The organism is Virgibacillus sp. NKC19-16, assembly GCF_021560035.1.
GTDB lineage: Bacteria > Bacillota > Bacilli > Bacillales > Amphibacillaceae > Virgibacillus_L > Virgibacillus_L salidurans.
In genome coordinates this window covers 3,108,800-3,135,209 of sequence record NZ_CP074373.1, presented here as the reverse complement: position 1 = coordinate 3,135,209, position 26,410 = coordinate 3,108,800, and the positions used below count along the sequence as shown (strand labels likewise).

The window sequence follows — 26,410 nt, the reverse complement described above, 5'->3', positions numbered from 1 at the left end:
ATTGGAAAGTAGGATTTCTAATTCTGAAATTTTTAAGATTCGATTGGAAAGCACGATTTCTGTTTCTGAAATTTTTTCGTTTGAAGAAGTACGATTCCTGTATCAACATTTTTTCGATAAAAAATGCACCGCATCTGTTTCAGCGCTTCTCGATTGGGAAATGCCTCACTCACTCCGGTATCAACCAGGAAATCCACACCTCATCTTCATCAATTTTCACACTCCAGAAACCCACTCCCTACATTTCTACATTATTTTTCCAAGTACTATTAGTATATCTTTTTCCGCAAAAATTAGATAGACTAATAGAGCATTTGTAATACAACTGTAATGTTAAATATTTCCAGTTATCCAGCTTCATTCAAATTTAACAATTCCAGCAACCCTACAACGATGCTGTATCTCAGCATCAGATTGTAAATTCCCTGAAATTAAGTATTGATTTTTCGGTAAATGTGTTATAATTTCGTTGGTAATGTCGATATATAGTATAGGCAAGAAATTATGTAGAAATAAAAACTAGATTCACATCATGTCTGTTTCTGCTGAATCTGACGAAATGTCCATACAACTAGACTAGAATCAAATGGAGGCTTACACATGGAAGAAACGATTTCCCTCAAGGAAATATTTGAGGTCATTAAAAAACGCTTTTGGCTTATCGTCGCTTTTGTTTTAGGGGCGGCATTAATTGCGGCTGTTGTTAGTTATTTTGTTTTGACCCCAACCTATGAAAATAGTTCACAATTTCTTGTGAATCAAAGCAGTGACCAGAACGGCGAGGAACAATTTAATTCATCTGATATCCAGACGAATGTTGAACTCATAAATACGTATAATGTTATTATTAAAAGTCCGGCTATTTTAGATAACGTCATTGAAGCATTAGATTTAAATATGACAAGTGGGGCACTTTCAAACAAGATTGAAGTATCGAGCGCGGAACAATCGCAAGTCGTAACTGTTACTGCAACAGATCCCAGTCCAGAGCTGGCTACGAATATAGCGAATTCAACGGTAGAAATCTTCCAGGATGAAATTCCTGATATCATGAATGTTGATAATGTCACGATATTGACAGAGGCAGGATTGTCCGAGAATCCTTCGCCAGTTGCGCCTAATCCGCTTCTCAACATCGCGATTGCAATTGTATTAGGTGGCATGGTCGGCATAGGACTAGCATTCTTACTGGAATATCTGGATAACACGATTAAATCTGAAGATGATATTGAGAAAAATTTAGAAGTACCTGTGCTTGGAGTTATCTCACATATTGACGATGATGATATTCATGTGGAGCAATTGAAGCAGGCGCAATACAACACGAGAAGGGGTGGCTTTGATGGCTCGCAAAAAGAAAAAGAATCAGTCTAGACAAAATAAAATGCGGTATTTAATTACAAAATTAAGCCCTCGCTCGCCGGTGTCTGAGCAATATCGAACGGTTCGTACAAATTTACAGTTCTCAGCGGTGGACGCGGATCTGAAATCAATGGTTGTCACGTCAGCTGGACCGGGCGAAGGGAAATCGATGACCACAGCCAATTTAGCGGTTGTTTATGCACAACAAGGTAAAAGAGTTCTTTTAATAGATTCTGATCTGCGTAAGCCAACGGTTCATTACACATTTCGTGTAGACAATCTTAAAGGATTAAGCAACTACCTTGTGGGGGGCGATGCGCTAACAGACGTGGCTACACCAAGTGATGTAGATAATTTAGATATTATCTCTTGTGGGCCAATCCCACCGAATCCATCTGAGCTACTTGCATCGAAGCGAATGGAGAAACTGATGGAAGAAGCAAGGCAAGCCTATGACATCATTATATTTGATACACCCCCAGTGTTAGCTGTTGCAGATGCGCAAATTCTCTCTAGTATGTGTGATGGCGCGATTCTGGTTGTACGGAGTAAAGAAACGGAATATGAAGGAGCAAATAAGGCAATCGAATCACTGCAAGCAGTGAATGCGAAAATTTTAGGCACGATTCTAAATGATCGTACCAAACAAGATTCCAATTACTATTATTACTATGGTCAATAATGAACCCATTAAAAAACTTCTCATCTATCATGATGGGAAGTTTTTTAGTAATATGCTACTATCATTTGATAACTTGCTTACTGTAAGTATCCATCCAAATGCCCGCCTATTATAATATGACTTTTTCCCAAAAAAGTGATTAAATGATGACTCTCATAAACTTCGAATAATCACTAATTTTGATATACTAACATTCATTAGGTTTTTTTACCTATAGATACCGTGGAAAAATAGAGAGATTAATTAGAAGCTATTAAAGGGGTGGTCAAAATGATCGATATTCATTGTCACATTTTGCCGGGCGTAGATGATGGCGCTGTTTCATTACCAGAGAGTCTTGCAATGGCGCGGGAAGCTGCTAATGAGGGAATACAGAAAATAATTGCTACACCACATCATCAAAATGGATCGTATATGAACCCGGGAGCGAACATTATTGGAGCAACGGATTATTTGAATGGAAAGCTTCAAAAGGAGCAGATTCCAGTGCAGATACTCCCAGGTCAGGAAACGCGAATTTACGGGGATATAATTGAAGATATAAAAAGAGGCGACATACTTCCGTTAAACGGGGATAGTGGATATGTATTGGTGGAATTGCCGTCTAATCATGTTCCCGGGTATACGACGCAACTATTGTTTGATATGCAAATCGCAGGATACAAGCCGATCATTGCCCATCCAGAAAAGAATCATGAAATTCTGGAGAATCCTGATAAGCTGTATCGAATTGTAAAAAATGGTGCATTAACACAAATTAGCGCGTCTAGTTTGATTGGGAAAGCCGGGAGGAAAATTCAACGTTTTTCCCATCAGTTACTCGAAACAAATCAGGTTCACTTTATGGGGTCCGATGCACATAATAATAAACGGCGCGGGTTTTACTTGCGTCAAGCTTATTCGGAAGTTAGAAAGAGCCATGGAAATACACTTGAATATCAGTTGATGGAAAATAGCGAAGCACTTCTTATTGGCAATAAGATTCAAATGGATGCGCCTGAGCGAATCTCCTTAAAAAAGAAATGGGGTTTATTTAAGGTATAGACCAGAGCACCTTCTGAATGGGGTGTTCTATTTTTTTGAGCAATTATAATTCACTGAAGATACTAGAAAATCCATTTTATTTCGTGAGGTATATATCCATTTGGGCTGGATATATTGAATAATATATAGGAATAAAGTCATGCGATTATGTCCCACTAATTTTTATTGAGAGGGCGAGAGCGTTGATAGAAATTATGATTGTAGAAAATCAGCGACTGCTTCGGGAAGGGGTCGAGGCGATCATTGATCAAACAAATGATATCCGCGTAATGGAAACAGCAGAAAACGGTGAGACTGCTATTCAAAAAATAAAAGAAACCCAAATAGATGTTGTATTGATGGACAGCCATATGCCGGACATGGACGGGATCGTCACAATGGTATATTTAAAAGAGAAATACCCTTTGATAAAAGTTATCATGTTAACAGAGGATCTAGAGGAAGACTTTGTGATAACTGGTATAAATGCCGGCGTAGATGCATTTTTATATAAAAATTTATATGCGGATACACTGACCCAAACGATTAGAGCCACATATAGATGTGATATTGTCCTGTCTGGGAAGATTGCACAGATTATTACGGCTAAAATATGGGAGTTAACATTTGATAGAGAACAGTTACTTGCGAAAAGATTAGAAATCCGCGGATACAAGTTTACAAAGCGTGAGCTAGATATTATGTATTTACTTAAGAATAGATACACGAATCAGCAAATAGCCGAGGAAATTCTTTTAGGCGTTGGAACCATAAAGAATTATATTAGCGGAATATACGACAAGTTGAACGTACAAAATCGCAAAGAAGCCATCGACCTTCTCCGTTTATTAGAACGTAATAAGTGAACAAAAAACATCTAAGAATACAGGTAGGTAAAGAACAATGACGAAAATATGTTATGTAAGCAAGAAATTTTTCATGGAATCTATCTATGATATAATGAATGATCAATCTGATAGCCTATTTAAATGAAATCCTGCCATGCCGAGGGGGACTGTCCCCAGGTACATTAACGCGTTAAAGTACCGGTGCATTCTAAATGCAATCCAGTTATTGTAAAAAAATGGCCCACTCTGTTACACTACGTAATAATTGAACAATTTCGACGGCTATAACAATTAACAAAAATTATAGGGGTGATATAAAATGATCGATATTCATAGTCATATATTGCCTGGTGTCGATGATGGGGCGAAAACGGAAGCGGACAGTCTAGCGATGGCTAAAGCGGCTATCAATGAAGGAATTGATACCATCATCGCAACTCCTCATCATCGCAATGGACAATTTGAAAATGATCGTCAAATGATTTTAACGAATGTATCTATTTTAAATGATCTTTTCGTCGATGAGGATATCCCACTCACTGTACTACCTGGCCAGGAAGTGCGGATAAACGGGGACATGATTGAAGATATTAATAACGGAGAGCTTCTCGCATTAAACAACACAAAGTATCTATTTGTCGAATTCCCGTCTGATCATGTACCTAGATATGCGAAGCAGATGCTATTTGATATTCAAGTGACAGGCTTCACACCGATTATTGTGCATCCGGAACGGAATCGAGAACTTCTTGAACATCCTTCCAGATTGTATGAATTTGTGCGCAAAGGGGCACTAACTCAAGTTACCGCAGGAAGTGTTGTCGGCAAGTTCGGTAAAAGCATCCAGAAATTTTCTAATCAATTGATTGAAGCGAACCAAACGCATTTTATTGCTTCGGATGCGCATAATACGACTACGCGTGGATTTTTGATGGATGAAGCATTCCAGGATGTAAAGAAAACCCATGGCGCGGATTATTTTTATATGTTCTATGAAAATAGTCAACTCCTTGTTGGCAACATGAATGTAAATCGGATGGAGCCTGAGATGATTAGGAAGAAGAAATTTTTGGGATTGTTTTAGGAGTTCGGCTGAGTGGGAGCATGATTCTGGGAGGGTGCGGCTTCGAATCGGGAGAGCATGCGTCGAAAACGGTAGAGAATGGCTCCGAATCGGGAGAGCGCATCTTGAAATCGGGAGACAGCATCTCCAAACCGGGAGAGCGCACCTCCAAAACGGTAGAGAATGATTCTAAATCGGGAGAGCCCCACACCGAATGGAAAAATCAGCCAACTCGCTCAAGTAGAGAGCGAGTTCTTGTATTTCCTCTTCTCTATAACCGGCACTTCATTAACTAAGTTCCAATTGGTGAAATCGTTGAAGTTCGAATTTAGTGAGAGGTTTCGGGAGAGAGAAGCACTGAAGTGGGAGAGAGGCGCAGCAAAACGGGAGAGCGCCGCACCTAGACGGGAGACAGCACCTCTAATGCGTGAGAGCGCGTCTACAATAGAAATAGAAACAGAAACCAAAAAAGGGAAGTGAACAACGGCAAAATTAAAAGGGGCAGTTAGTTATGATTAGGATACTGTTAGCCGATGATCAGCGGCTATTCACGGAAGGGGTTCGTGCGTTAATTGAGCAAATTGATGATATGGAGGTAGTTGGAACAGCTTCTGATGGGGAGGAGGCTGTGAGGTTCATGGAACACTCGGAGGTTGACGTTATCCTAATGGATATTTATATGCCTCGGGTTAGTGGGATCATAGCGACCACGCACCTCAAAGATAATTACCCGGATGTCAAAATTATTTTGTTGACCTCATTTGCTGATGAGGATTTAGTTGTAGCGGGGCTTGTTTGGGGTGCTGATGGCTTCCTTCTGAAAAGTCTGGATGCAACAAGGTTGATTCAATCGATTCGAAACGCCTATGACGATCAGGTTGTCATATCCGGGGAAGCGGCAAGTATCCTGGCAAAAAAGATCCAGGGATTCAAATACAGCAAGAAGCAGCTGCTTGGCCGGGAACTCGACAAGCGGCATATTCACATGACCAGAAGAGAGCTTGATATTGCCTATCTCATCATGAAGGAAACAACAAATAAATATATCGCTCAGCAGCTTTTCCTTAGTGAAGGTACGATAAAAAATTATATCAGTGAAATTTATAATAAAATCGATATCCATCATCGCAAAGATGTTATCGTCTATTTACGTGGATTGCTTCCGGAAAATACGTAACCTATCCCTATCTTTGACCGTTCAAGCATAAAATATGACTAAATTCATCAAAAGTCACTAGAAATATGACTGGGTATTTAGTATTATAATAGTTGTGCGTTTTTTACTAGGTGCAGTAAAAGCATAAATGTGTCAACTTTACATGAATTTAACAATAAATAGTCGAAAAACCTCATTAGAAAATGAAATATGTATGTTATGATCAAACTAAACCAATCAAGAAAGGAGACGCATAAATGAGCTACAGCAAGCGGCTGACCTTATTAATCATTCTCGATTCCATCATCGTCAGTACCGCCATTTTCATCGCGTCATGGATTGTATATCCGTTCACAGAGGCGTTAAACATGAGCGCCATCGTTATTAGCGCTATTGCACTACTAATCTTTCATCATTTATTTGCGGCGCTGTACAAGCTCTATAATAAGGTTTGGGCCTATGCGAGTGTGGGAGAATTAGTCTCGATTGTTCAAGCTATTACATTATCGGTAGCAAGCGCCGCGGTCGTCATGTATTTCGTCAATGACTTTGCACTGTATCGTAGAGCACTCCTTGTAACCTGGATGTTACATATTATCCTGATTGGTGGATCACGCTTCATGTGGCGCATCTACCGTGATCGATACATAACGCCTAAAAATAAACAAAAACGCACGCTGATTGTCGGTGCAGGCTCTGCTGGTGCAATGATTGCCCGGCAATTGAAAAATGAAAATGATGCCGAATTGCTCCCGGTAGCGTTCGTCGACGATAACCAGAAAAAGCAGAAAATGCAATTATATAATTTATCCGTCTTAGGAAAAGTCAAGGACATTCCGGATATCGTCGAGGATATGAATATCGAGCATATCGTCATTGCCATTCCTTCCTTACGTAATGGCGCACTCGAGAAAATTGTCGTACAATGTAATAAGACAAACGCCAAGGTGCAAATGATCCCGAAAATTGAGGATCTCATGACAGGGAAGGTATCAGTTAGCCACCTGAAAAATGTAGAAGTCGAGGATTTACTCGGACGTGACCCAGTCGAACTCGATATCAACGCGATATCCGATTACGTCACAAATACGACCGTCATGGTAACCGGTGCAGGTGGATCGATTGGCTCGGAAATAACGCGTCAGCTCATGCGCTTCACACCGGCAAAAATCCTCCTCGTCGGCCACGGGGAATTCAGCATTTATACGATTAATATGGAACTCCGGGAAAAGTTCGGAGACACTGAAACGGAGATCATTCCCATCATCGCTGACGTGCAGGATCAACAACGGATTTTTGACATTGTCGAAGCGTATCAACCGGCCATCATTTACCATGCTGCGGCTCATAAGCATGTGCCGTTAATGGAAGCCAATGCACATGAAGCCGTAAAAAACAATATCATCGGCACGAAAAATGTCGCAGAAGCTGCTGATACATTCGGTGTAAGCAAGTTTGTGCTCGTATCGACAGACAAAGCAGTCAATCCGACAAACGTCATGGGTGCAACAAAACGTGTCGCGGAAATGGTTGTCCAAGACCTGGCAAGCCGCAGCAAAACAAAATTCGTTGCAGTGAGATTCGGCAATGTACTCGGAAGCCGGGGCAGCGTGATCCCGCTATTTAAGAAACAAATTGAAAAAGGCGGCCCCGTCACCGTAACCGATCCGAAAATGACACGGTACTTCATGACGATCCCGGAAGCATCCCGACTCGTCATCCAGGCAGGGACGCTAGCCAAAGGTGGCGAAATCTTTGTCCTGGATATGGGTGAGCCTGTGAAAATTGTTGATCTAGCTCGTAATCTTATTAAACTATCAGGCTATACCGAAGAAGAAATTCCAATCCAATACGCAGGGATCCGGCCTGGAGAGAAGCTGTATGAAGAGCTTCTCGGCGAAGATGAAGTCCTTCCTGGTGAAGTTTATGAAAAGATTTATGTTGGGAGAACGGTTGAGGTCGATCCGGATGTGTTGGTTGATCTGATCGCTCGCTTTAACCAGTACGCGCCTGAAGACCTAAAAGATGCATTAATGCAAATTGTATATATGGAACGGACAGAGTTGTCAGTGAAGGGCTCGTAAACTCACGGACGTGTACATAATAGATTTAACTTGGAGGTAATACACTTGAAAACAGTTAAAAAAGCCATTATCCCAGCAGCTGGCCTGGGCACCAGATTTCTGCCAGTAACGAAAGCCATGCCGAAAGAGATGTTACCAATTGTAGATAAGCCTACCATTCAATACATCGTCGAGGAAGCTATTGAATCCGGCATCGAAGACATCATCATTGTGACCGGAAAGGGTAAGCGTGCGATTGAAGACCACTTCGACCACAACTTAGAATTAGAAGAGAACCTAGTGAAAAAAGAGAAATTCGACCTATTAGATAAAGTAAACTACGCCTCTAATGTCGATCTTCACTTTATTAGGCAAAAAGAACCAAAAGGACTAGGTCATGCCGTATGGTGTGCCCGTAAATTCATTGGGGACGACCCTTTCGCCGTGTTATTAGGTGATGATATTGTCAAAGCAGAAACACCTGGACTCCGGCAGCTAATCAAGCAATATGAAGAAACAGAGAGTTCCGTTGTAGGTGTACAACAAGTACCAGACGACGAAACGCATCGTTATGGCATTGTGGATCCAAGCACCATCGAAGGCAGACGCTATCAAGTAAATGACTTTGTTGAAAAGCCAAAACAAGGAACAGCTCCTTCTAATCTAGCCATTATGGGACGTTATGTCTTCACGCCTGAAATCTTCTCCTATTTAGAGAAGCATCAAATTGGTGCAGGTGGCGAGATTCAACTTACAGACGCCATTCAACAATTGAACGAATTGCAAAAGGTATATGCGTATGACTTTGAAGGCAAACGCTATGACGTTGGGGAGAAACTTGGCTTCCTTCGCACGAACTTGGAATTTGCCTTAGATAATCCAGAATTCGCGGAAGACATAGAGAAAATGATGAAAGACATGTTACTGGAAAAAGCTAAGTTATAGTAAAAAAACATCCAAAGAGGTGGTGAGATCATGCGTATTTCTGTCGTTGGCACGGGTTATGTCGGACTTGTAACAGGGGTAAGCCTGTCTGAAATCGGCCATCATGTAACCTGTATTGATATTGACGAAGCAAAAGTTGAAAAAATGAAACAAGGACACTCTCCTATTTATGAGCCAGGCTTAGCCGAACTCATGACTAAAAATATAGAAGCAGGCCAGTTGTTTTTCACAATCGATCATGCAACGGGATTCCACCAAGCAGATGTCATCTATATTGCAGTTGGAACACCGGAAAAGGAAGATGGATCTGCGAATCTGGCATTTGTAAAACAGGTAGCTACACAAATTGCATCTCACGTTTCAAAAGACACCGTTGTTGTGACGAAGAGCACGGTACCAGTTGGCACAAATGACAAGGTAAAAGAAGTGATCAATCAAAACCTCGTCAACAACGTACACGTAGATGTCGTTTCCAATCCGGAGTTTCTAAAAGAAGGATCAGCCATTCATGATTCCTTCAACGGTGATCGTATCGTGATTGGCTCGGATAGTGAGCATGCGGCTAGTCTGATTGAAGAAGTGAATCAACCATTTGGTGTTCCTATTTATAGAACAGATGTCAGAAGTGCGGAAATGATTAAGTATGCTTCCAATGCTTTCTTAGCTACGAAAATCAGCTTCATTAATGAAATTGCGAATATCTGTGATCGTGTCAATGCCAATGTGGAAGACGTTGCCAAAGGCATGGGAATGGATAGGCGCATCGGGGATAAATTCCTGAATGCCGGTATCGGTTATGGCGGATCCTGTTTCCCTAAAGACACAAAAGCACTTATTCAAATTGCCGGGAATGCCGGTTATGATTTTGAATTACTAAAAGGTGTCGTAAAAGTAAATCAGAAACAGCAGGCATTATTATTAGATAAATTATATGAGCGTTTCACTTCATTAGATGGCAAACGAATTGCGGTACTAGGCTTAGCTTTCAAACCGAATACAGATGATATGCGAGAAGCAGCTTCAATTGTACTGACGGAAAAACTAATCGAACAAGGTGCGGAAGTGGTTGGCTATGATCCAATTGCCATGGACAATGCGAGAAATTGGTTAAGTGAAGATATGTTCTATGCGGAAAGCGTGGAAGATGCAGTTGAAGGTAGTGACGCCACATTAATTGTAACCGAGTGGGATGAGATTAAGCATGTTGATTTAGATGTGTTTAAGACGATGAAGTATCCACTCGTTGTTGATGGCAGGAATTGTTTTGGACTGGATGAGATGAAGGAAGTTGGGGTTGAGTATCATTCGGTTGGTAGGCCCGGAGCGAGCATAGAGGACAATGTGTTGTTGCAGGGCTAACCTTTAATCACTATAATCCTAGAATAATAACAGGGTGATGCCTCCATTTTACGGAGGCATTCAGCCGTGTTGTGGTAGTAATTAGTGGGTTCGTAGTTTGTTGGAAAAATTCCATTCCAATTAAGAAACAACTAACCTCCAAGGAGTGTTAAAGCATGTATTTGAAAATAAAAAGATTGATAGATATCGTTTTATCGTTAATTGGATTAATGATATTATCACCCATATTTCTTATATTAATCACAGCAATAAAGCTAGACTCCAAAGGTCCTGTACTGTTTAAACAAAAACGTATAGGCATTCATAAGCGTTATTTTAATATGCTGAAATTCCGTACCATGCGAATAGACACACCAAAAGACACACCAACACATCTTCTTAAAAATCCAGAACAATACATCACAAGGATGGGAAAATTCTTAAGAAAAACCAGCTTGGATGAACTTCCGCAAATCTGGAATATCTTTGTTGGGCAAATGAGTATCATTGGTCCAAGGCCAGCGCTTTGGAACCAGTATGATCTAATAGAAGAAAGAGATACCTATGGTGCAAATAATGTACCGCCTGGACTTACCGGTTGGGCGCAGATTAATGGTAGAGATGAACTTCCTATTAATGTGAAGGCGAAGCTTGATGGGGAATATGTTGAGAAGATGAGTCTCTTCATGGATGTTAAGTGCTTCTTTGGGACGTTGGTGAGCGTTGCTAAAAGTGACGGTGTTGCTGAAGGAGGCACTGGGAACCAGGAAGTTGCTTCTACTAAGGAACAGGCTAGTAAGGAGACCGTATCGAAATGAAAAATGCATATTTAACTATAGACGTAGAAGAGTGGTACGACTTAGATTATCTTAAGAAATTTGATCTCAATGAAGAGGTAGAAGTAATACCAGAAATAATTGACTTCTTAGATTTACTTGACGAATTACAGGTTAAAGCAACGTTTTTTGTACTAGCAAACGTTTTGGATAAGAATGCAGATATCATAAAAGATATTGTAAGAAGGGGACATGCTGTAGGTTGTCATGGTTATGATCACGAGTTGCTGTATAATAAAAATATTGAGGAGTTTGGAAATGAGATAGCGAAAGCCAAGGAAAAAATAGAAGAGGTCACAAATCAAGAAGTTAATGGATACCGTGCAGCTTGTTTTTCCATGGAGAGAGATAAACTGGATGTGACTTATGAGTCTGATTATAAGTATGATAGCAGTTATATAAAATTCGAGGAACATCCGTTGTACCGAAATCTTGATTTAACTGGATTCGAGAAAATTGATGATCTTGTATATAGAAAGAATAATTTATTTGAATATGAAATACCTACGTTAAAAATCGGTGGTTATAGCTTGCCAATCTCCGGTGGAGGATATTTGAGATTGTTTCCATTTTGGATGCTCAGGATTTTAATTAAAATGTATGAAAAACAACAAAAGAACTTTTTACTTTACCTTCACCCTTTTGAATTAACAGATTTAAAACTCCCATTTACCAAAGAGATTGGTTGGAAGGATCGTTTTCGTGCATCTGTTGGAAGAAAGTCTAATAAGAAAAAGATCACTAAAGTTATTAAACTTTTAAAGTCTATGGGAGCTGAGTTTCGTACTCTTGATCAAGATGTGTTAGAAAGAGTGAAGAATTGATGGGGAAAAAGAAAAGCATACTTGTTACGGGTTGCAATGGGATGCTTGGTCAGCGATTAGTTATTGATCTTTTGGACGCGGGTTATAATGTTACGGGTGTTTCCACAAGTAAAAATAGTGCATGCTATCATGAAAGATTTTCTTATATTTCTGCTGACTTAACTAGAATATCTGAGGTTGAGAGGATTTTTAATGAGAATAAATTCTCTCATGTAATTCACTTGGCTGCTATTGCTCATGTATTTAAAGGATTAAATATTTCATGGAGCAAATACTATCGAGTTAACACATTAATGAGTCGTTCAATATTCGAATATGCTTCATCTGCTAGTATTCCTGTTTTCTTTTCCAGTACAGTAGATATTTATGGCACAACTAAACAAATTATTAATGAGGAAAGCAATCCGCATCCAGTTGGTTCATATGCAAAATCAAAACTTCTGGCAGAAAAGAGTCTTTTAGAGGTAGCTAGTCAGCCTTTCCTGATCGCAAGGTTTGCACCAATTTATAGAGAAGATAACCAAAGGGATATTCGTAGACGGTACTATATTAAATATCCTAAATTGTGTTATTTAATCGGGGATGGAATGGAATATGAGTTTCTTTCAGTGCAAAACGCTATAAAAATGATTGTAGAATGGGTTAAGGCCCCGGATACTATTCAAGGAATATTAAATGTTTGCGATATTGAGAGGCATAACACTAAAACATTAATAGATCTAGATAAGAAGAATGGAGCAGCCAAAAAAGTTATATGGATTCCAGAGTGGATGAGAAAGATTATGCATGTTAGTGTAAACATATTATTTTATAAGAAGCCTTTTTTGAAGTTTACTGCATATAAAATCATATCTCCTATGAGATTTGAACGCCGCAAGTTAGTTACAAAAAAACTAGTAAAGGCTGAACAATGAAGTTAAAGTCTTTCAACTTAAGTTAATTAGAAAACTTTTAACAACCTAGAATGGATGGTATGGGAATGAATTACAATGAGATTAACGTACTTTTAACGGAAGGATATAGTCGTCAAACATTACCAATGGCTAAAGCCTTCAGAGAATTAGGTTGCCAAGTTACAACTTTAAATGCATCCTCTTTTGATGTAGGGTATACTTCTAAATACCCTACAAATAAGATTATTGGTTGCTGTACAGAGGAAGATTATATTGGAACTGTAAACACTATAAGACAAATACTTAAAGACGATAATTTCGATATTGTCGTACCAATGTCTGATTTCACAGCATCTCTTTTAGCTGAAAACAAAGAAGAATTTAGTCAATATGTTGAAGTTGCAACTAATGATTCGAAAGTGTTTAATAAGGCCTTTGATAAGCTCAATACGATGGAAATTTGTATGAACAATGATATCCCATGTCCACAGACTTTTATAGATGTTAAGTCCATAGAAGATTTGAAAGGTATAAAATATCCAGTTGTTATAAAACCTAGGAGTTCATGGGGATCGGTAGGTTTTAATGTTGTTAACAATGAGGATAAGTTAAAAGATATATTATCAACGGTAGATAAAAATCTGGGACCATTGTTTATTCAAGAGTACATACCTCATACTGGAAAGCAATTTAATGCACATATGTTTTTAAATTCCAACCATGAAGTCAAGTCAGCAGTCATAACGGAAAAATGTAGGTGGTTTCCTATAGACGGTGGGGCGAGCACACTGAGCGTTACTATTGAAAGTCCTGAGATAGTGAACATATGTAGTCGACTTCTAAAGGAAATGAAATGGGTTGGATACTGTGATATTGATTTGATGCTAGATCCCAGAGATCAAATCCCAAAAGTAATTGAGGTAAACGGAAGAATATCAGCTAATGTAAAAATATGTTATATGGCAGAAGTGAATATTGCAAAACAAATATTAGAGAATGCATTTAGTTACCATGTTACTAGTTATGAGTCATATAAAGAAGATTTAAGACTGAGGTATTTGCATACAGATATTTTATGGTTTTTAAGTTCTACAAAAAGGTTACAAAGTAAACCATCTTGGTTTAGTTTAAAAAATACGACGGATCAGATATTCTCTCTTGATGATCCATTACCATGGTTTACTTTTACATTTCAGGCATTAAAAAAGTATAAAAAAGAAATGCGTAAAAGAAAACGTAAGTAATTTCAGGGGGACGAATAGATGGGTAAAGATCTTAAGTATGTGAAAACTCTTGGAGTACATGATTATTATGAGTTCATCCCTAGTTTAACAAATCTTTTTTATAAAGATTTAGAAAAGTTGACTCTAAGAAAACGTATAAGATTCACTTTAGAGCTATTTAGCAGCTACAAAATATTCTATATGTGCGAAGATAATGAAATTATAGGGTATTGCTTAGTTTCTCGTGGCGGAGGTTTTCGTTTTAAATTTACAAGTCGTGAGGATATTATAGTTGGTCCTTACTATATTATAGGAAGTAGCAGAGGACAAGGGAAGTCTAAAGTTTTAGTTCAAGATGTACTCAATGGACTTAACCTCACTTATAAAAATGCTTATGACTATATTAGAAAAGATAATATTCCTAGTATAAAAGCAACTGAAAACGCAGGGTTCAAATTATTATCAAATGCAAAAATATCTAAAATCTTAAGAAGAGTTGAACTCTGTGAAAGTAACAATGGGGATTTTTTAGTTTACAAATATGTAAATAAAACGTAATTAATATCCAAGGAGAAAAATAATAGATGACAAAAAAAAGAAAAACACCTAAAATTTGCTTAATTTCATCTTCTGGAGGCCATTTTGAGCAGCTTAAAATGTTAGATGTATTATCCGAGAATTATGATGTTTTTTGGGTAACTGAGAATGCTGATTATGGGGTCTCAGCGGACTACTTAATGAGACAAACTCGTCCAAGCAGAATAGCAAATTTAATTATAATGATATTTAATTTTATGTTAGCTATTAAAATATGGATGAAAGAACGTCCTGATTATGTTATTACTACAGGCACATTGGTTGCTTTACCAATGGCAATTTTAGCAAAGGTCTTCAAAAAAAAGCTAGTATTTATAGAAACGTTTGCCCGAATATATGATGGTACAAGAGCAGGTAAACTAATGTATAAACATGCAGATTTATTTATCGTACAATGGGAAAGCCTTAAAGAGATATACCCTGAAGCAGTGTTTGGAGGGAGTATATATTGATATTTGTATGTGTCGGATCCAGGAAATTTCAATTTGATAGACTACTTAGAGAGTTAGACCAATTAGTGTCTAAAGGTTTACTGGAGGAAGAAGTGTTTGGGCAGATAGGACAATCAAACTTCGTTCCGGAAAATTTTGCTTGGAAACAATTCTTATCAGCTGAAGAATTTACAAAATACCAAAACAAAGCAGATATAATAATATCTCACGGGGGACAGGTGCTTTAGTTGGCGCTCTCAAGCAAGAAAAACAAGTAATCGTAGTGCCTCGTCTTGCAAAATTTGGGGAACATAGCGATGACCATCAAACGCAAATATCTAGCATGCTAGAGAATGATGGATATTTAAAACAAGTTCTCGAAATTAAAGATTTATTTGGTGCGATTACGTCAGTCAAATCAGATCCCATAATGAAGAAATTTAATAAACAATCGGAAATAGTTTCAATAATCGGAGAATTTATTGAGAGAACAAAAAGAATTCAATAAGAGGCTCGAGTCTTGCAAGGAATTATGGGATCGAAAAGGCGACTGGTGATTATCCTTATTTTAGGTTGATGTGCTAAATCTATCAGCTATATCAATACTAGTTGAAGCAATGGAATCTCAACAATGTGATATCAAGTTGCTATTGGTTTCAAAAGAGTGGATCAAAAAGGGAAATTGGCTAGTAGTATCAAACAATATGTAAATTGCTATACTTCGTAGGGAAAAGTTTGTAGAATATTCGGATGATCGCTAGTTACAGATTGTAGAATTTTTTTGAGCAGCGTTTTATGCGAAGAGTAGAAGAGATGGTAAATCTAAGTGCTGCTTTAAAAGGTATTTTAGAAAAACCTATAACTAAAAGATTTCAGAGTGAGGGTCGGATAATTGAGATTGTTGAAGAATTTATAGAGGGATATTAGATTAAAACAGCTCTTTTTATATTTAATATAGCACAGTAAGTATTATGCAATAAAAATTAAGAAAATTTGAGGGGAATGAATCTTGAAGGAAATTTGCGTGATTACAAATAAATATCCTAATCCAATAGAAAAGAATGTATTAGTGTTTGTGCAACAACTTGTCTGGACATTTGCTGATTTAGATGTTAGATGTACTGTGATTTGTCCTGTGCCTATTAATATTAATCCTAAATACATGCAAATCCCGTTTAAAACTTATGAAAAGACAGAAAATGGCGCTACTATAGAAGTTTACTTTCCAAAATATATAGGTTTTGGACAAAGTGATATATTAGGTTTCAATCCCGCTCGTATAACTACTAAAACATTTGAAGGCGCTGTTGATAAAGTTATAAAGGAAATCGATAAAACACCTGATGTAGTTTATGGTCACTTTGTAACCCCTGCTGGAATTGTTGCAGCAAGAATAGGTCGTAAATATAATATTCCTTCTTTTATGGCTTATGGCGAATCAACACCAAGAACAATAGAGCATTTTGGTTATAAACAAGTAAGGAAGGAATTATCATCACTCGATGGAGTTATTGCTGTTTCAACTCATAGTAAGGAAATACTTCAATCAGTAAATGCAGTTGAAGAAAAAAAGGTCAAAATTTTCCCGAATGGATACCGTAAAGAACGATTTTATCCTCGCAATACAGTTGAATCTCGAAAGAAATTTGGCCTTCCGGAGGATAAATTTATTGTAGGTTTTGTTGGCAGTTTTGATCACCGCAAAGGAATAAAAAGACTTCTTGATGCCGTTGAAGAAGTTGATGATGTATATGTTATATGTGCGGGAAAAGGTGAATTAACTCCAAGTAGTAATAGATGTCTATATAATGGACCAGTAAATAATGAGGAATTACCGTATTTTTATAGTGCTGCTGATATTTTTGTACTCCCTACCCTTAACGAAGGATGTTGTAATGCGATTATAGAAGCTATGGCCTGTGGGTTACCCATTATCTCTTCTGATTTACCTTTTAATGATGATATATTGGATGATACCTGCTCAATTAGGGTAGATCCATTAAGTATAAATGAAATCAAAGCTGGAATAGAGGAATTGAAAAATAATAAGCAAAAAACACAATGGCTTATTAATGGTAGTTTAGAGAAGGCAAAGTCACTTACAATAAAGGAAAGAGCACAAAAAATTATTAATTTTACAAGTCAAAAAGTCAAATCAAAATAAATTATGTTCGTGAAATATGACAGATATATAATATTATATTTATAAGGCTGATTGAAGAAAATAAGGATGTTACTTTATGACAAATGAAATGTGGAGTGGTTTACTTTTTTATGCTGCAATTGCAGCAGTTACAGCTGCATTTGCAGATTTATCTGTTAGAAGGTCGTCGAAACCGTTAAATATATTTTTTACGATACTAGCTATATTAACCCCTTCATTATTTGCAGGGCTACGGTATGGAATAGGGACTGACTATTCTAATTATTTAGAGGGTTTTTTTGAGATTAATAGCCCTATTTTTGATGTGGATACTGAATACTTATTTCTTGGAATTAATAAAATTGTAGGATATTTAGGTTTAGACTTTCAATTTGTTTTATTTATTACATCGTTTATAACAACTTTATTCATATATTTAGCGTTGAAAAGATATAAAGCATCATTAAATATAGGGATAGGGATGTTTGTTTATATGATGATGTATTATCAAATATCTTTTAATGCTATACAACAAATAGCTGCAATGGCTATATTGTTATTTTCAATTCACTATATAAATGAAAGGAAATTTATTAAATTTACTTTATTAGTTGTAATCGCTGTGGGATTTCATGAAACAGCTATATTATTTTATCCGTTATACTTTTTACATTTTTTATATGGTACTTCAAAACATACATTACTGAAAGTATTATCTTTTTCCGGATTAATTGTACTAATGATAAATTTCTCTGCAGTTTTATTTCCTATAGCAAGTAGTATCGATTCCCTTTCATATTATGCAAATAGTTATTTAGATTCTGATCGAGAATTTGAATTGGGGCTAGGGATACTTTTTCGAACTTTACCGTTTATAATAGCAGGCATTATTTTTCGAAAAGATATTAAATCAAATAAAGATATGATATTTATATTTAATGTAGTAATAATAGGTTGTATCTCTTTACTAACATCTTATGGGTCAGTCAATTTTACTGAAAGAATCTCTTATTACTTTTTAAGTTCATTAATAATTTTTGTGCCTTTTATTTATAGATTAAGCGCCATAAAGAAAAAAAGGTATATAGGATTTTTAGTTATCTTTTCGGTGATAGGTCTGTGGTTTATGGATTTTATATATTTGGGCAGAAACGAAACAATTCCATATGAGTGGATATTAAATAACTAGGTAATAAATGAAATCTTTATTTTAGAATTGAGGTATGAATATGTCAATGGCGATAAAGGTATTGAAATATATTAAAAATCCTTTAAATTTGGTAGGCCTCTTAGGGGCAAGAGGATTTTTAAATTGGGTTCCCGATAAATTGTATTTAAAAGTTATATTTAGAGCCAAAACAGGGAAAAAGCTTAATTTAGATAATCCTAGGTCGTATAATGAAAAGTTACAATGGTTTAAAGTGTATGACCGGAAAGAAGAATACTGTAAATATGTCGATAAATATGAGGTTAGATCTTATGTTAGTAGAAAATTAGGTCAAGATTATCTAATTCCTGTTATTGGAGTGTATGATAGTGTTGAGGAAATTGATTGGAACGCACTTCCCAATCAATTTGTACTAAAATGCACACACGGGTCGGGTACAAATATAATTTGTAATAATAAAGAGGAATTAGATATTAACGCTTCTAAAAAAATGTTAAATAGGTGGATGAAAAAAAATTGGTATTGGTATGGAAGAGAATGGCCATATAAAAATGTAAGACCTCGAATAATCTGTGAAAAATATATGGTTGATGAATCTGGAACCGAATTAAAGGATTACAAAATATTTTGCTTTAATGGTGAACCAAAATTAATTCAAGTGGATTTTGGTCGTTTTACTGAACACAAACGTCACCTTTACTCAACGGATTGGGAGTTTATTGATGCTGAAATAAATCACATCCCAAATAATCCTTCTATTATTCCTAAACCGAGAAGTCTAGATGAAATGCTACGGTGTGCAGGTATAATTTCTAAATATATACCACAAGTAAGAGTTGACTTTTATTCCATTAATAACCAAATTTATTTTGGTGAAATGACTTTTAGTCATCATTCTGGGTTTGCAAAATTCGAACCGGAAAGTTTAGAAATGCAAATGGGAGAATGGATAAAACTGCCAAATTAACATCGATATAATATCTTGAATGTTATATAATATGGACTTTTTAATTTGATCTATATTTAATGATTGTAAAAGATGATTAAATAGTTTTTTTCCTCTTATTGATTATAAGTAAATTGTAGAGAACGGACACGTCTTATAGCTATGAAAAGTATTAACTCTTGATTTAGTACTTTTAGCAAATAACTATATATATTAAATGTTCTATTAGAGTATATACATGTGTAGAAAACTCATGTGCCATGGTAAGTGAAAAATTCCAGAAACGTTTCCTATTGACCTACGGGAAAGGTTAGTTATGCAGAGAAATTAACGAATCAAGCTGTGACTATGACATAGTTTAATACCATGGATTGAACGAGCATTGTCTTTCCCCTTCTTACCTCCTTAGCTATTCTCAGTATCGGTGAGCATGAAAGACAAAGGGAAATGACTTTGCAAGACTTAATAAGTGAATAATTTAAAGCAATAATTAGTTGAGTGAATCCATTTTATATGAAAGAGGCTTTGAAATGAACTTTTCAGTTATTATCCCTTTATATAACAAAGAAAAACATATAAAAAGAGCTCTTGATTCATTATTGCAACAAACTCATCAGGAATTTGAAGTTATTGTTGTGGATGACGGATCAACAGATTCGAGTTATAAAGAAGCAATAAGTGTAAATGATCCAAGGATAAAGGTATTAAGAAAGAATAACGGTGGTGTATCAGCAGCTCGGAATTATGGTATAAAGCAATCAACATTTGACTTTATTGGTTTTTTAGATGCTGACGATGAGTGGAAACCCTCATTTTTAGAATCAGTATCTAAATTGATAAATAAATATCCAGAAGCAGGAGCTTATGCAACATCATATGAATTTAAAAAAGATAAAAAAATTAAACGTGCAAACATTAACATAGAACTAGCTGATGGAAAATCAGGTGTAGTGGATTATTTTAAAGGTACTTTAAAAGACCCCTTAATTTCAGCCTCTTCCGTGGTAATTAAGAAAAGTGTCTTTCATGATGTTGGTTTTTTTTCGAGAGAACTAACTAGAGGAGAAGATTTGGAAATGTGGTGTCGTATAGCCTTTAAATACCATATCGTATTTTTCAATGAGGTATTATCTACCTATTTTCAGGATGCCGATAATAAGATAACAAAAACTAAACAAATCTATTCGACATCCTTTATGAGTCGAGTTGAAAGTATATTGATTGAACAGAAAAACTTAGGGAATAACAATTTTTACTTTGAAGAGTATATGATAACTAGGATAATGAATAAGGTTAGTTATTTAATTGGAATCAGAAGAAATAAAGAAGCTAGAAAACTTTTATGGAAATACAAGCATACTAAATATAATAAAAAGAAATGGCTAAAAAATTATATATTAAGTTTTAGACCTTTTTACTTATTATACCAAAATATAAAGTAATAAAGCATGTTATTAATAACGAAAACACTTATGAACTCGGGGATAGTATATGGGAAATATAATCAAAAAACTAATGAAATCAAAATTTGTAAGAGATGTATTTATCATGGCTACGGGAACAGCTGGAGCTCAGGCTGTAACGGTGGCTCTATCTCCTATCATAACTAGGCTGTATGGCCCTGAAGCATTTGGTGTGATGGGGACTTTTACTGCCTTGACACAGATCATCATTCCAGTTGCGGCTTTGACATACCCTATAGCTATAGTCTTACCAAAGAGTGATAAAAATGCCAAGAGTTTAATAAAATTATCTTTATATATTACCTTGACTATAGCAACTATTACAACTTTAATTCTATTATTTTTTAATAATACTATTGTGAATGTTTTTCAGATAGAAGAGATTGCTCCTTTCTTATACTTAATACCATTGGTTATTATATTTGCTGGAGTCATGCAGGTAACTGAACAATGGCTTATTCGGACAAATCAATTTTCAATAAACGCGAAAGCAAACTTTATGCAGTCGGTTATTACAAATGGAAGTAAAGCAGGTATAGGTTTTATTTATCCAGTTGCTTCAGTTTTAGTTGTTCTACAAGCCGCTGGCAATGCAATAAAGGCGTTTATAATGATAATGTTTGTAAGAAAGTCTAGTTATAAGGGTGAAACAAAGCCACAGGAAGAGAACTATTCTGTAAAAGAGCTCGCTAAAAAATATAAGGACTTTCCAATATATAGAGCTCCACAGACCTTTTTGGGAGCTTTTTCAGAAAGTCTACCCATCCTTCTATTAACGACTTTTTTTGGCCCGGCATCAGCTGGTTATTATAGTATAGGAAGGACAGTATTAGGATTACCTTCAAGGCTTATTGGACAGTCAATAGGAGATGTGTTTTACCCTCGTATATCTAAAGCGGCCAACAATGGAGAAAATATAAGTGATTTGATAGTAAAAGCTACCTTATCGCTTGGGGCTATAGGAATTATTCCTTTTGGAATTGTAATTATTTTTGGCCCGTGGCTGTTTGAATTCGTATTTGGTTCTGGCTGGGATGTGGCAGGTGAATATGCAAGGTGGATTTCACTTACATCTTTTGCAGTGTTTATGAACAAACCTAGTGTTAGGTCAATGCCTGTTTTGAATGCACAACGATTACACTTGATATATACTATCATACTTGTTGCGACTCGCGGTTTAGCTCTTGTTGTAGGTTTCTACGTCTTTAAAAGTGACATTATGGCAATAGCACTATTTGGGATATCAAGTGTAATATTAAACATTTTTCTATTTATAATAACATTATATATAGGTAAAAGATTTGCTAAGATAGAATGATAGTAGCTAGATAGTATACTAAACATATGAAAGTATAAAATGCAATATATAAATTATTATTTTGGTAAAGGTGATTCAATGCGGAAAAGAGTAATGATATATGCTTATACAAATTTTAATTTAGGTGATGACTTATTTATTAAAATATTATGTGAAAGATATCCAGAAACCAATTTTATTCTGTATGCACCTAATGAATATAAATACAGTTTAGAAAGGTTGGAAAATGTTTCTGTCTGTCCAAGTGATAATTTCTTTATTAGATTATTTAATTTTGGGATGAGAATATTAAAAGTGAATTTTTCTCTCCGAAAATTAATTGCTCGTAAGTCTGATGCCATTGTTCATATTGGTGGTTCTATTTTTATACAAAAAGGCCCTTGGAATGGAATACCACGAGACAAACAAAATTTTGCTAATAAACCTTATTACGTTTTGGGAGCAAATTTCGGTCCATTTCATGATCAAGAGTATTATAAAGACCACTATGAATTATTTAAGCAGTATACTGACGTCTGTTTTCGTGATAGTTATTCCTATGAACTTTTTAAGGACTTAAGTAATATTCGATTGGCAGATGATATTGTTTTCCAACTAAATAAACTACAACCGGTTAAAGTGGAAAAAAAGATTATTATCTCTATCATAAAACCTTCATTTAGAAAAGAACTTTCTGGTTATGATGAAATTTATTATCAACGGATTAAAGATATAGCAGTATACTTTGTGGAAAAAGGATATCAAGTGACATTAATGTCCTTTTGTGAAAAAGAAGGTGACCAAGAAGCAGTAGAGGAAATATTACAGCTGATTCCTGATGACACTAAGAATAATGTGAATAAGTATTTTTATAGATTTAACCTAGAAGAAGCTTTAGATGTTATTGGGTCTTCATCATTTGTGATAGCCACAAGATTTCATGCAATGATATTAGGTTGGGTCTATAACAAGCCGGTCTTTCCAATTGCGTATAGTAAAAAGATGAATCATGTTATGAAAGACTTATCTTACAAGGGTTCATATATAGATTTAAAAGAAATAAATAATTTAAGACCTGCTGATGTTTATGAAAGTATGAACACAAATTATGTTAACATATCAGATCAGGCAAAAGATGCTGAAAACCATTTCAAAAAACTTGATGAGTATCTGTTAAATTCAAATGCATAGGAGATAAGAATATGGTTCAGAACACAATAAATACAAACAAAACCTACCTAGTAACTGGAGCAGCAGGTTTTATTGGTTACTATTTATCTAAGACACTATTAGAACAGGGATGCAAAGTCATAGGCATTGATAACATTAATAATTATTATGATGTAAATCTTAAACAAACTCGTTTGGAGCAACTTGAACCTTATGAGAAGTTCAAGTTTGTGAAAGGTGATATTTCGGATAAGGAAATGGTTACAAGCCTTTTTGAGGAGTACAAGCCCAATATTGTAATAAATCTAGCAGCACAAGCAGGAGTTCGGTATTCCATAGAGAATCCAGATGTATATATTCAAAGCAACATTATTGGATTTTACAATATCCTTGAAGCATGCAGGCATAACCCTGTAGATCACCTTGTATACGCTTCGTCAAGTTCTGTTTATGGTGCAAATAAAAAAGTCCCATTTGAAGAGTCTGATTTCGTGGACAATCCAGTTTCACTGTATGCATCCACTAAAAAGTCAAATGAATTAATGGCTCATACGTATAGCCATCTGTATAATATTCCAGCTACAGGACTTCGTTTCTTTACGGTCTACGGCCCAATGGGAAGACCGGATATGGCATATTTTGGATTTGCAAATAAATATTTTAATGATGAACCAATTAACATATTTAATAACGGAGATTTCGAGAATGATCTTTATCGGGATTTTACTTATATCGATGACATTGTAGAAGGAATTGAACGTTTATTAAATACTCCTCCTGTAGGTGAAGTGCAACATAAGGTATATAACATCGGAAATAATAGCCCAGAGAAATTAATGGTGTTTATTAATGCGTTGGAAAAAGCTTTGAGTAATGCTTTAGGAAGAGATGTGGAATTTGAGAAGGAGTTTGAATCTATTAAGCCAGGAGATGTGCCAGCAACATATGCATCGACTGAACTGTTGCAGGAGGCTGTAGGGTTTAAGCCGGAGACATCGATTGAGGGAGGACTCCAGCAATTTGCCGATTGGTATGTGGAGTATTATGAGATAGACTAACAATTGACTAAAGTCACTGTAATTAATGATAATTCACCTAAAGGTTGATAGACTACATTGATTTTTAATATAGGCATTAATGCGAAGTAGGATGATTGTTGGTTATATAAAACCCAATAGAATCGTCTAAACTTTTAATAGCAAAGGGAGCCCATTTGCATGAGCATAAGAAAAATGATTTCCTGGACAGCAGTAATACTTATGATGGTATTACTCTTCTCCCTATCCAACCAACCATCGATCAAGTCAAATGTACTTAGTGAAGGAATAACGGATAATATCGTACTAACTATCGAGACGATTATGCCTAATTTTAATATAGACAGATACAGTTTCAACATCATGTTAAGAAAGAGTGCCCACTTCTTTGCCTATTTAATACTTGGAATAATTGTGATATATGCTTTAAGGAGAAGTGGGGTACGTGGATACCGGAGCATTGTTTTGGCGCTAGGGATTTGTGTCCTCTTCGCCATAGTAGACGAAGTACATCAGTTATTTGTTCCCGGTAGAAGCGGACAAGTTAGGGATGTGGTCATTGATGGTGCTGGGGCGATTGTTGGGGTGGGGTTGTATTTGATTGTTGGTAGTGTGGTTAAACATATAAATTAACCAATCCATAGGATTGGACATAGAATTTGGTATTTGGATATTTTTTCTTGCGAACAAAGGGACCTGAAAGACTATGCTATCATAGAGTGAGTAGCCGAAGAAAACATAGAATGATGAACCAACAGGAAGCCGCCAGATGATCATTGAGAACTGGCTAATAAAATCAAATCTTTGGATGAATATTTCTGGATAACACAATCCCCCTATTACCATAAAGTGTCCCTTTTGCAATCGGTAACTGTGGTGATGATCACACATATTATTTCGTTGAACAATTACAATATATTTTACATTGTAATAAAAATTTTGCTCATAACAAGAGCAATAAAAAATTCACTTGATGATATTGTCAAAGACGTCCTAAAACAGTAGTTGCATCAACAAAGTCTGTCCCAGATACTGGATTTATATTTATTTTAGTGGCAACTGCGCCAGCTGCAGACGGATCATGGCAAGGGTCAGAATGTAACCGGTCATAATAAACAGGGTAAGTGAAATGAGGGAAGGAAGTTTTGAAAATAAGAAAAATAGATAAAGGTACGTTATACACAATTAATTGGATTTCACTAATCCTTCTTCTGGTGTTAATTGTAGGTATAATAGTTTATTGGACTCCATTTAGTCTTAATTCAAAAGCTTGGGGGCCCATTTCAACTTTTACGGGTGCACTATTTGGGGCATTAATTACAGGAATTGTAGCTATCTTCATTAATCGTAGTGAAAGCAGAAGGAGAAAAAAAGAGATAAGTGAGTCGATAGATAAAAAGGTCACAATACTTCACCTCTACAGTGAGGAAATTAATGAATGTCTAAGTATCCTTAAAAATGCAATAGAAAGTCTAGATGAAATTGGAGATCCCTTTGCAGATTATACAAATGAAGAGGGGCAGTTTATAGGTAATATACCATCACCTGATCAACGAGATGAACTTGAAATGCAGGTTTGGCCGCATAGAAATGCAATCTGCCGTTCGATCAATAGAATTATAGATATTTTAGAAGAAATAAAATTAGTTGATATAGAAGTTTTAAGACCAGGGCAATTTAAACGCATTTTGTGTATTAAAAATCATTTCAATAAGCATGTAGAGCCTCTACTCAAGAAAAATATAAATGAAAAAATATATTACTTAAATGAAAAGGAAGTTGAGACTTTAATTAAAGCTTTTGATGAATTTCATAAAATAGTTTCAGAATCTAGGCAATCCAACCACTGATTTAAAGGTTTTAAAGTGAATAGATTTTTTTCAAAGAATATAGAGATTTTCA

General features: G+C 36.0%; 25 protein-coding genes. All 25 read left to right on the top strand.

From position 1 onward, the window contains the following. The first annotated feature begins 600 nt into the window (after nt 1-600). On the top strand, nt 601-1,374 hold the full coding sequence (locus KFZ58_RS15800) for a YveK family protein (RefSeq protein WP_235792252.1): 774 nt from the start codon (nt 601-603) through the stop codon (nt 1,372-1,374). Further along, a complete protein-coding gene (locus KFZ58_RS15795; protein ID WP_235792251.1) occupies nt 1,343-2,044 on the top strand; it encodes a CpsD/CapB family tyrosine-protein kinase in 702 nt (233 codons plus the stop codon). The genes KFZ58_RS15800 and KFZ58_RS15795 overlap by 32 nt, the downstream gene beginning before the upstream one ends. Nucleotides 2,045-2,314: 270 nt before the next feature. Beyond that, the gene (locus tag KFZ58_RS15790; RefSeq protein WP_235792250.1) at nt 2,315-3,088 is read left to right on the top strand and encodes a tyrosine-protein phosphatase; all 774 of its coding nucleotides are present in this window, start codon (nt 2,315-2,317) and stop codon (nt 3,086-3,088) included. Between the two features lie 182 nt (nt 3,089-3,270). Further along, complete coding sequence (locus tag KFZ58_RS15785; RefSeq protein WP_235792249.1) at nt 3,271-3,933, top strand: response regulator transcription factor; 663 nt, start codon at nt 3,271-3,273, stop codon at nt 3,931-3,933. Between the two features lie 301 nt (nt 3,934-4,234). After that, nucleotides 4,235-4,999 (top strand): tyrosine-protein phosphatase, encoded by a 765-nt coding sequence (locus KFZ58_RS15780; protein ID WP_235792248.1) that lies wholly within the window; start codon nt 4,235-4,237, stop codon nt 4,997-4,999. Nucleotides 5,000-5,489: 490 nt separating this feature from the next. Further along, nucleotides 5,490-6,155 carry a response regulator transcription factor gene (locus KFZ58_RS15775; protein WP_235792247.1) on the top strand — a complete coding sequence of 222 codons (666 nt, stop codon included), beginning with the start codon at nt 5,490-5,492 and terminating at the stop codon, nt 6,153-6,155. Nucleotides 6,156-6,391: 236 nt separating this feature from the next. Next, the gene (locus KFZ58_RS15770; protein WP_235792246.1) at nt 6,392-8,218 is read left to right on the top strand and encodes a polysaccharide biosynthesis protein; all 1,827 of its coding nucleotides are present in this window, start codon (nt 6,392-6,394) and stop codon (nt 8,216-8,218) included. Nucleotides 8,219-8,263: 45 nt separating this feature from the next. Beyond that, nucleotides 8,264-9,142 (top strand): UTP--glucose-1-phosphate uridylyltransferase GalU, encoded by an 879-nt coding sequence (gene galU, locus KFZ58_RS15765; protein ID WP_235794761.1) that lies wholly within the window; start codon nt 8,264-8,266, stop codon nt 9,140-9,142. A gap of 30 nt (nt 9,143-9,172) precedes the next feature. Then, on the top strand, nt 9,173-10,501 hold the full coding sequence (locus KFZ58_RS15760; protein WP_235792245.1) for a UDP-glucose dehydrogenase family protein: 1,329 nt from the start codon (nt 9,173-9,175) through the stop codon (nt 10,499-10,501). Between the two features lie 155 nt (nt 10,502-10,656). Continuing rightward, a complete protein-coding gene (locus tag KFZ58_RS15755) occupies nt 10,657-11,298 on the top strand; it encodes a sugar transferase (RefSeq protein WP_235792244.1) in 642 nt (213 codons plus the stop codon). Beyond that, nucleotides 11,295-12,140, top strand: a complete 846-nt coding sequence (locus KFZ58_RS15750) for a polysaccharide deacetylase family protein (RefSeq protein WP_235792243.1) — start codon at nt 11,295-11,297, stop codon at nt 12,138-12,140. The genes KFZ58_RS15755 and KFZ58_RS15750 overlap by 4 nt, the downstream gene beginning before the upstream one ends. Further along, on the top strand, nt 12,140-13,054 hold the full coding sequence (locus KFZ58_RS15745; protein ID WP_235792242.1) for an NAD-dependent epimerase/dehydratase family protein: 915 nt from the start codon (nt 12,140-12,142) through the stop codon (nt 13,052-13,054). Before KFZ58_RS15750 ends, KFZ58_RS15745 begins: the two co-directional genes overlap by 1 nt. A 65-nt stretch (nt 13,055-13,119) precedes the next feature. Then, on the top strand, nt 13,120-14,277 hold the full coding sequence (locus tag KFZ58_RS15740) for a carboxylate--amine ligase (RefSeq protein WP_235792241.1): 1,158 nt from the start codon (nt 13,120-13,122) through the stop codon (nt 14,275-14,277). A gap of 18 nt (nt 14,278-14,295) precedes the next feature. Then, nucleotides 14,296-14,814 (top strand): GNAT family N-acetyltransferase, encoded by a 519-nt coding sequence (locus KFZ58_RS15735; protein ID WP_235792240.1) that lies wholly within the window; start codon nt 14,296-14,298, stop codon nt 14,812-14,814. A 26-nt stretch (nt 14,815-14,840) separates the two neighbouring features. Then, a complete protein-coding gene (pssD, locus tag KFZ58_RS15730; protein ID WP_235792239.1) occupies nt 14,841-15,305 on the top strand; it encodes a PssD/Cps14F family polysaccharide biosynthesis glycosyltransferase in 465 nt (154 codons plus the stop codon). Continuing rightward, entirely contained in the window at nt 15,302-15,532 is a 231-nt protein-coding gene (locus KFZ58_RS15725) for a glycosyltransferase (protein ID WP_235792238.1), read from the top strand. Before pssD ends, KFZ58_RS15725 begins: the two co-directional genes overlap by 4 nt. Nucleotides 15,533-16,293: 761 nt before the next feature. After that, nucleotides 16,294-17,448, top strand: coding sequence for a glycosyltransferase (locus KFZ58_RS15720; protein ID WP_235792237.1), 1,155 nt, complete (start codon nt 16,294-16,296; stop codon nt 17,446-17,448). 76 nt (nt 17,449-17,524) lie between these two features. Further along, nucleotides 17,525-18,616 (top strand): EpsG family protein, encoded by a 1,092-nt coding sequence (locus tag KFZ58_RS15715; RefSeq protein WP_235792236.1) that lies wholly within the window; start codon nt 17,525-17,527, stop codon nt 18,614-18,616. 40 nt (nt 18,617-18,656) lie between these two features. After that, complete coding sequence (locus KFZ58_RS15710; RefSeq protein ID WP_235792235.1) at nt 18,657-19,562, top strand: ATP-grasp fold amidoligase family protein; 906 nt, start codon at nt 18,657-18,659, stop codon at nt 19,560-19,562. A 509-nt stretch (nt 19,563-20,071) separates the two neighbouring features. After that, nucleotides 20,072-20,983, top strand: coding sequence for a glycosyltransferase family 2 protein (locus tag KFZ58_RS15705; RefSeq protein WP_235792234.1), 912 nt, complete (start codon nt 20,072-20,074; stop codon nt 20,981-20,983). A 49-nt stretch (nt 20,984-21,032) separates the two neighbouring features. Next, nucleotides 21,033-22,322 (top strand): lipopolysaccharide biosynthesis protein, encoded by a 1,290-nt coding sequence (locus KFZ58_RS15700; protein ID WP_235792233.1) that lies wholly within the window; start codon nt 21,033-21,035, stop codon nt 22,320-22,322. A gap of 78 nt (nt 22,323-22,400) precedes the next feature. Then, nucleotides 22,401-23,492 (top strand): polysaccharide pyruvyl transferase family protein, encoded by a 1,092-nt coding sequence (locus KFZ58_RS15695; protein WP_235792232.1) that lies wholly within the window; start codon nt 22,401-22,403, stop codon nt 23,490-23,492. An 11-nt stretch (nt 23,493-23,503) separates the two neighbouring features. Beyond that, on the top strand, nt 23,504-24,529 hold the full coding sequence (locus tag KFZ58_RS15690) for an SDR family NAD(P)-dependent oxidoreductase (RefSeq protein ID WP_235792231.1): 1,026 nt from the start codon (nt 23,504-23,506) through the stop codon (nt 24,527-24,529). Between the two features lie 159 nt (nt 24,530-24,688). Then, on the top strand, nt 24,689-25,141 hold the full coding sequence (locus KFZ58_RS15685) for a VanZ family protein (RefSeq protein WP_235792230.1): 453 nt from the start codon (nt 24,689-24,691) through the stop codon (nt 25,139-25,141). Nucleotides 25,142-25,653: 512 nt separating this feature from the next. Then, nucleotides 25,654-26,358: a hypothetical protein gene (locus KFZ58_RS15680; protein WP_235792229.1), complete on the top strand. Its 705-nt coding sequence runs from the start codon at nt 25,654-25,656 to the stop codon at nt 26,356-26,358. The last annotated feature ends 52 nt before the right edge of the window (nt 26,359-26,410 follow it).

Excerpts from the sequence above, each read along its gene's own strand:
- KFZ58_RS15685 (WP_235792230.1), top strand. The coding sequence starts at position 24,689 with ATGAGCATAAGAAAAATGATTTCCTGGACAGCAGTAATACTTATGATG.
- KFZ58_RS15705 (WP_235792234.1), top strand. The coding sequence starts at position 20,072 with ATGAACTTTTCAGTTATTATCCCTTTATATAACAAAGAAAAACATATA.
- KFZ58_RS15795 (WP_235792251.1), top strand. The coding sequence starts at position 1,343 with ATGGCTCGCAAAAAGAAAAAGAATCAGTCTAGACAAAATAAAATGCGG.
- pssD (WP_235792239.1), top strand. The coding sequence starts at position 14,841 with ATGACAAAAAAAAGAAAAACACCTAAAATTTGCTTAATTTCATCTTCT.
- KFZ58_RS15710 (WP_235792235.1), top strand. The coding sequence starts at position 18,657 with ATGTCAATGGCGATAAAGGTATTGAAATATATTAAAAATCCTTTAAAT.
- KFZ58_RS15790 (WP_235792250.1), top strand. The coding sequence starts at position 2,315 with ATGATCGATATTCATTGTCACATTTTGCCGGGCGTAGATGATGGCGCT.
- KFZ58_RS15770 (WP_235792246.1), top strand. The coding sequence starts at position 6,392 with ATGAGCTACAGCAAGCGGCTGACCTTATTAATCATTCTCGATTCCATC.
- KFZ58_RS15695 (WP_235792232.1), top strand. The coding sequence starts at position 22,401 with ATGCGGAAAAGAGTAATGATATATGCTTATACAAATTTTAATTTAGGT.
- KFZ58_RS15760 (WP_235792245.1), top strand. The coding sequence starts at position 9,173 with ATGCGTATTTCTGTCGTTGGCACGGGTTATGTCGGACTTGTAACAGGG.
- KFZ58_RS15755 (WP_235792244.1), top strand. The coding sequence starts at position 10,657 with ATGTATTTGAAAATAAAAAGATTGATAGATATCGTTTTATCGTTAATT.
- KFZ58_RS15715 (WP_235792236.1), top strand. The coding sequence starts at position 17,525 with ATGACAAATGAAATGTGGAGTGGTTTACTTTTTTATGCTGCAATTGCA.
- KFZ58_RS15700 (WP_235792233.1), top strand. The coding sequence starts at position 21,033 with ATGGGAAATATAATCAAAAAACTAATGAAATCAAAATTTGTAAGAGAT.
- KFZ58_RS15740 (WP_235792241.1), top strand. The coding sequence starts at position 13,120 with ATGAATTACAATGAGATTAACGTACTTTTAACGGAAGGATATAGTCGT.
- KFZ58_RS15780 (WP_235792248.1), top strand. The coding sequence starts at position 4,235 with ATGATCGATATTCATAGTCATATATTGCCTGGTGTCGATGATGGGGCG.
- KFZ58_RS15800 (WP_235792252.1), top strand. The coding sequence starts at position 601 with ATGGAAGAAACGATTTCCCTCAAGGAAATATTTGAGGTCATTAAAAAA.
- KFZ58_RS15735 (WP_235792240.1), top strand. The coding sequence starts at position 14,296 with ATGGGTAAAGATCTTAAGTATGTGAAAACTCTTGGAGTACATGATTAT.
- KFZ58_RS15775 (WP_235792247.1), top strand. The coding sequence starts at position 5,490 with ATGATTAGGATACTGTTAGCCGATGATCAGCGGCTATTCACGGAAGGG.
- KFZ58_RS15750 (WP_235792243.1), top strand. The coding sequence starts at position 11,295 with ATGAAAAATGCATATTTAACTATAGACGTAGAAGAGTGGTACGACTTA.
- KFZ58_RS15690 (WP_235792231.1), top strand. The coding sequence starts at position 23,504 with ATGGTTCAGAACACAATAAATACAAACAAAACCTACCTAGTAACTGGA.
- KFZ58_RS15745 (WP_235792242.1), top strand. The coding sequence starts at position 12,140 with ATGGGGAAAAAGAAAAGCATACTTGTTACGGGTTGCAATGGGATGCTT.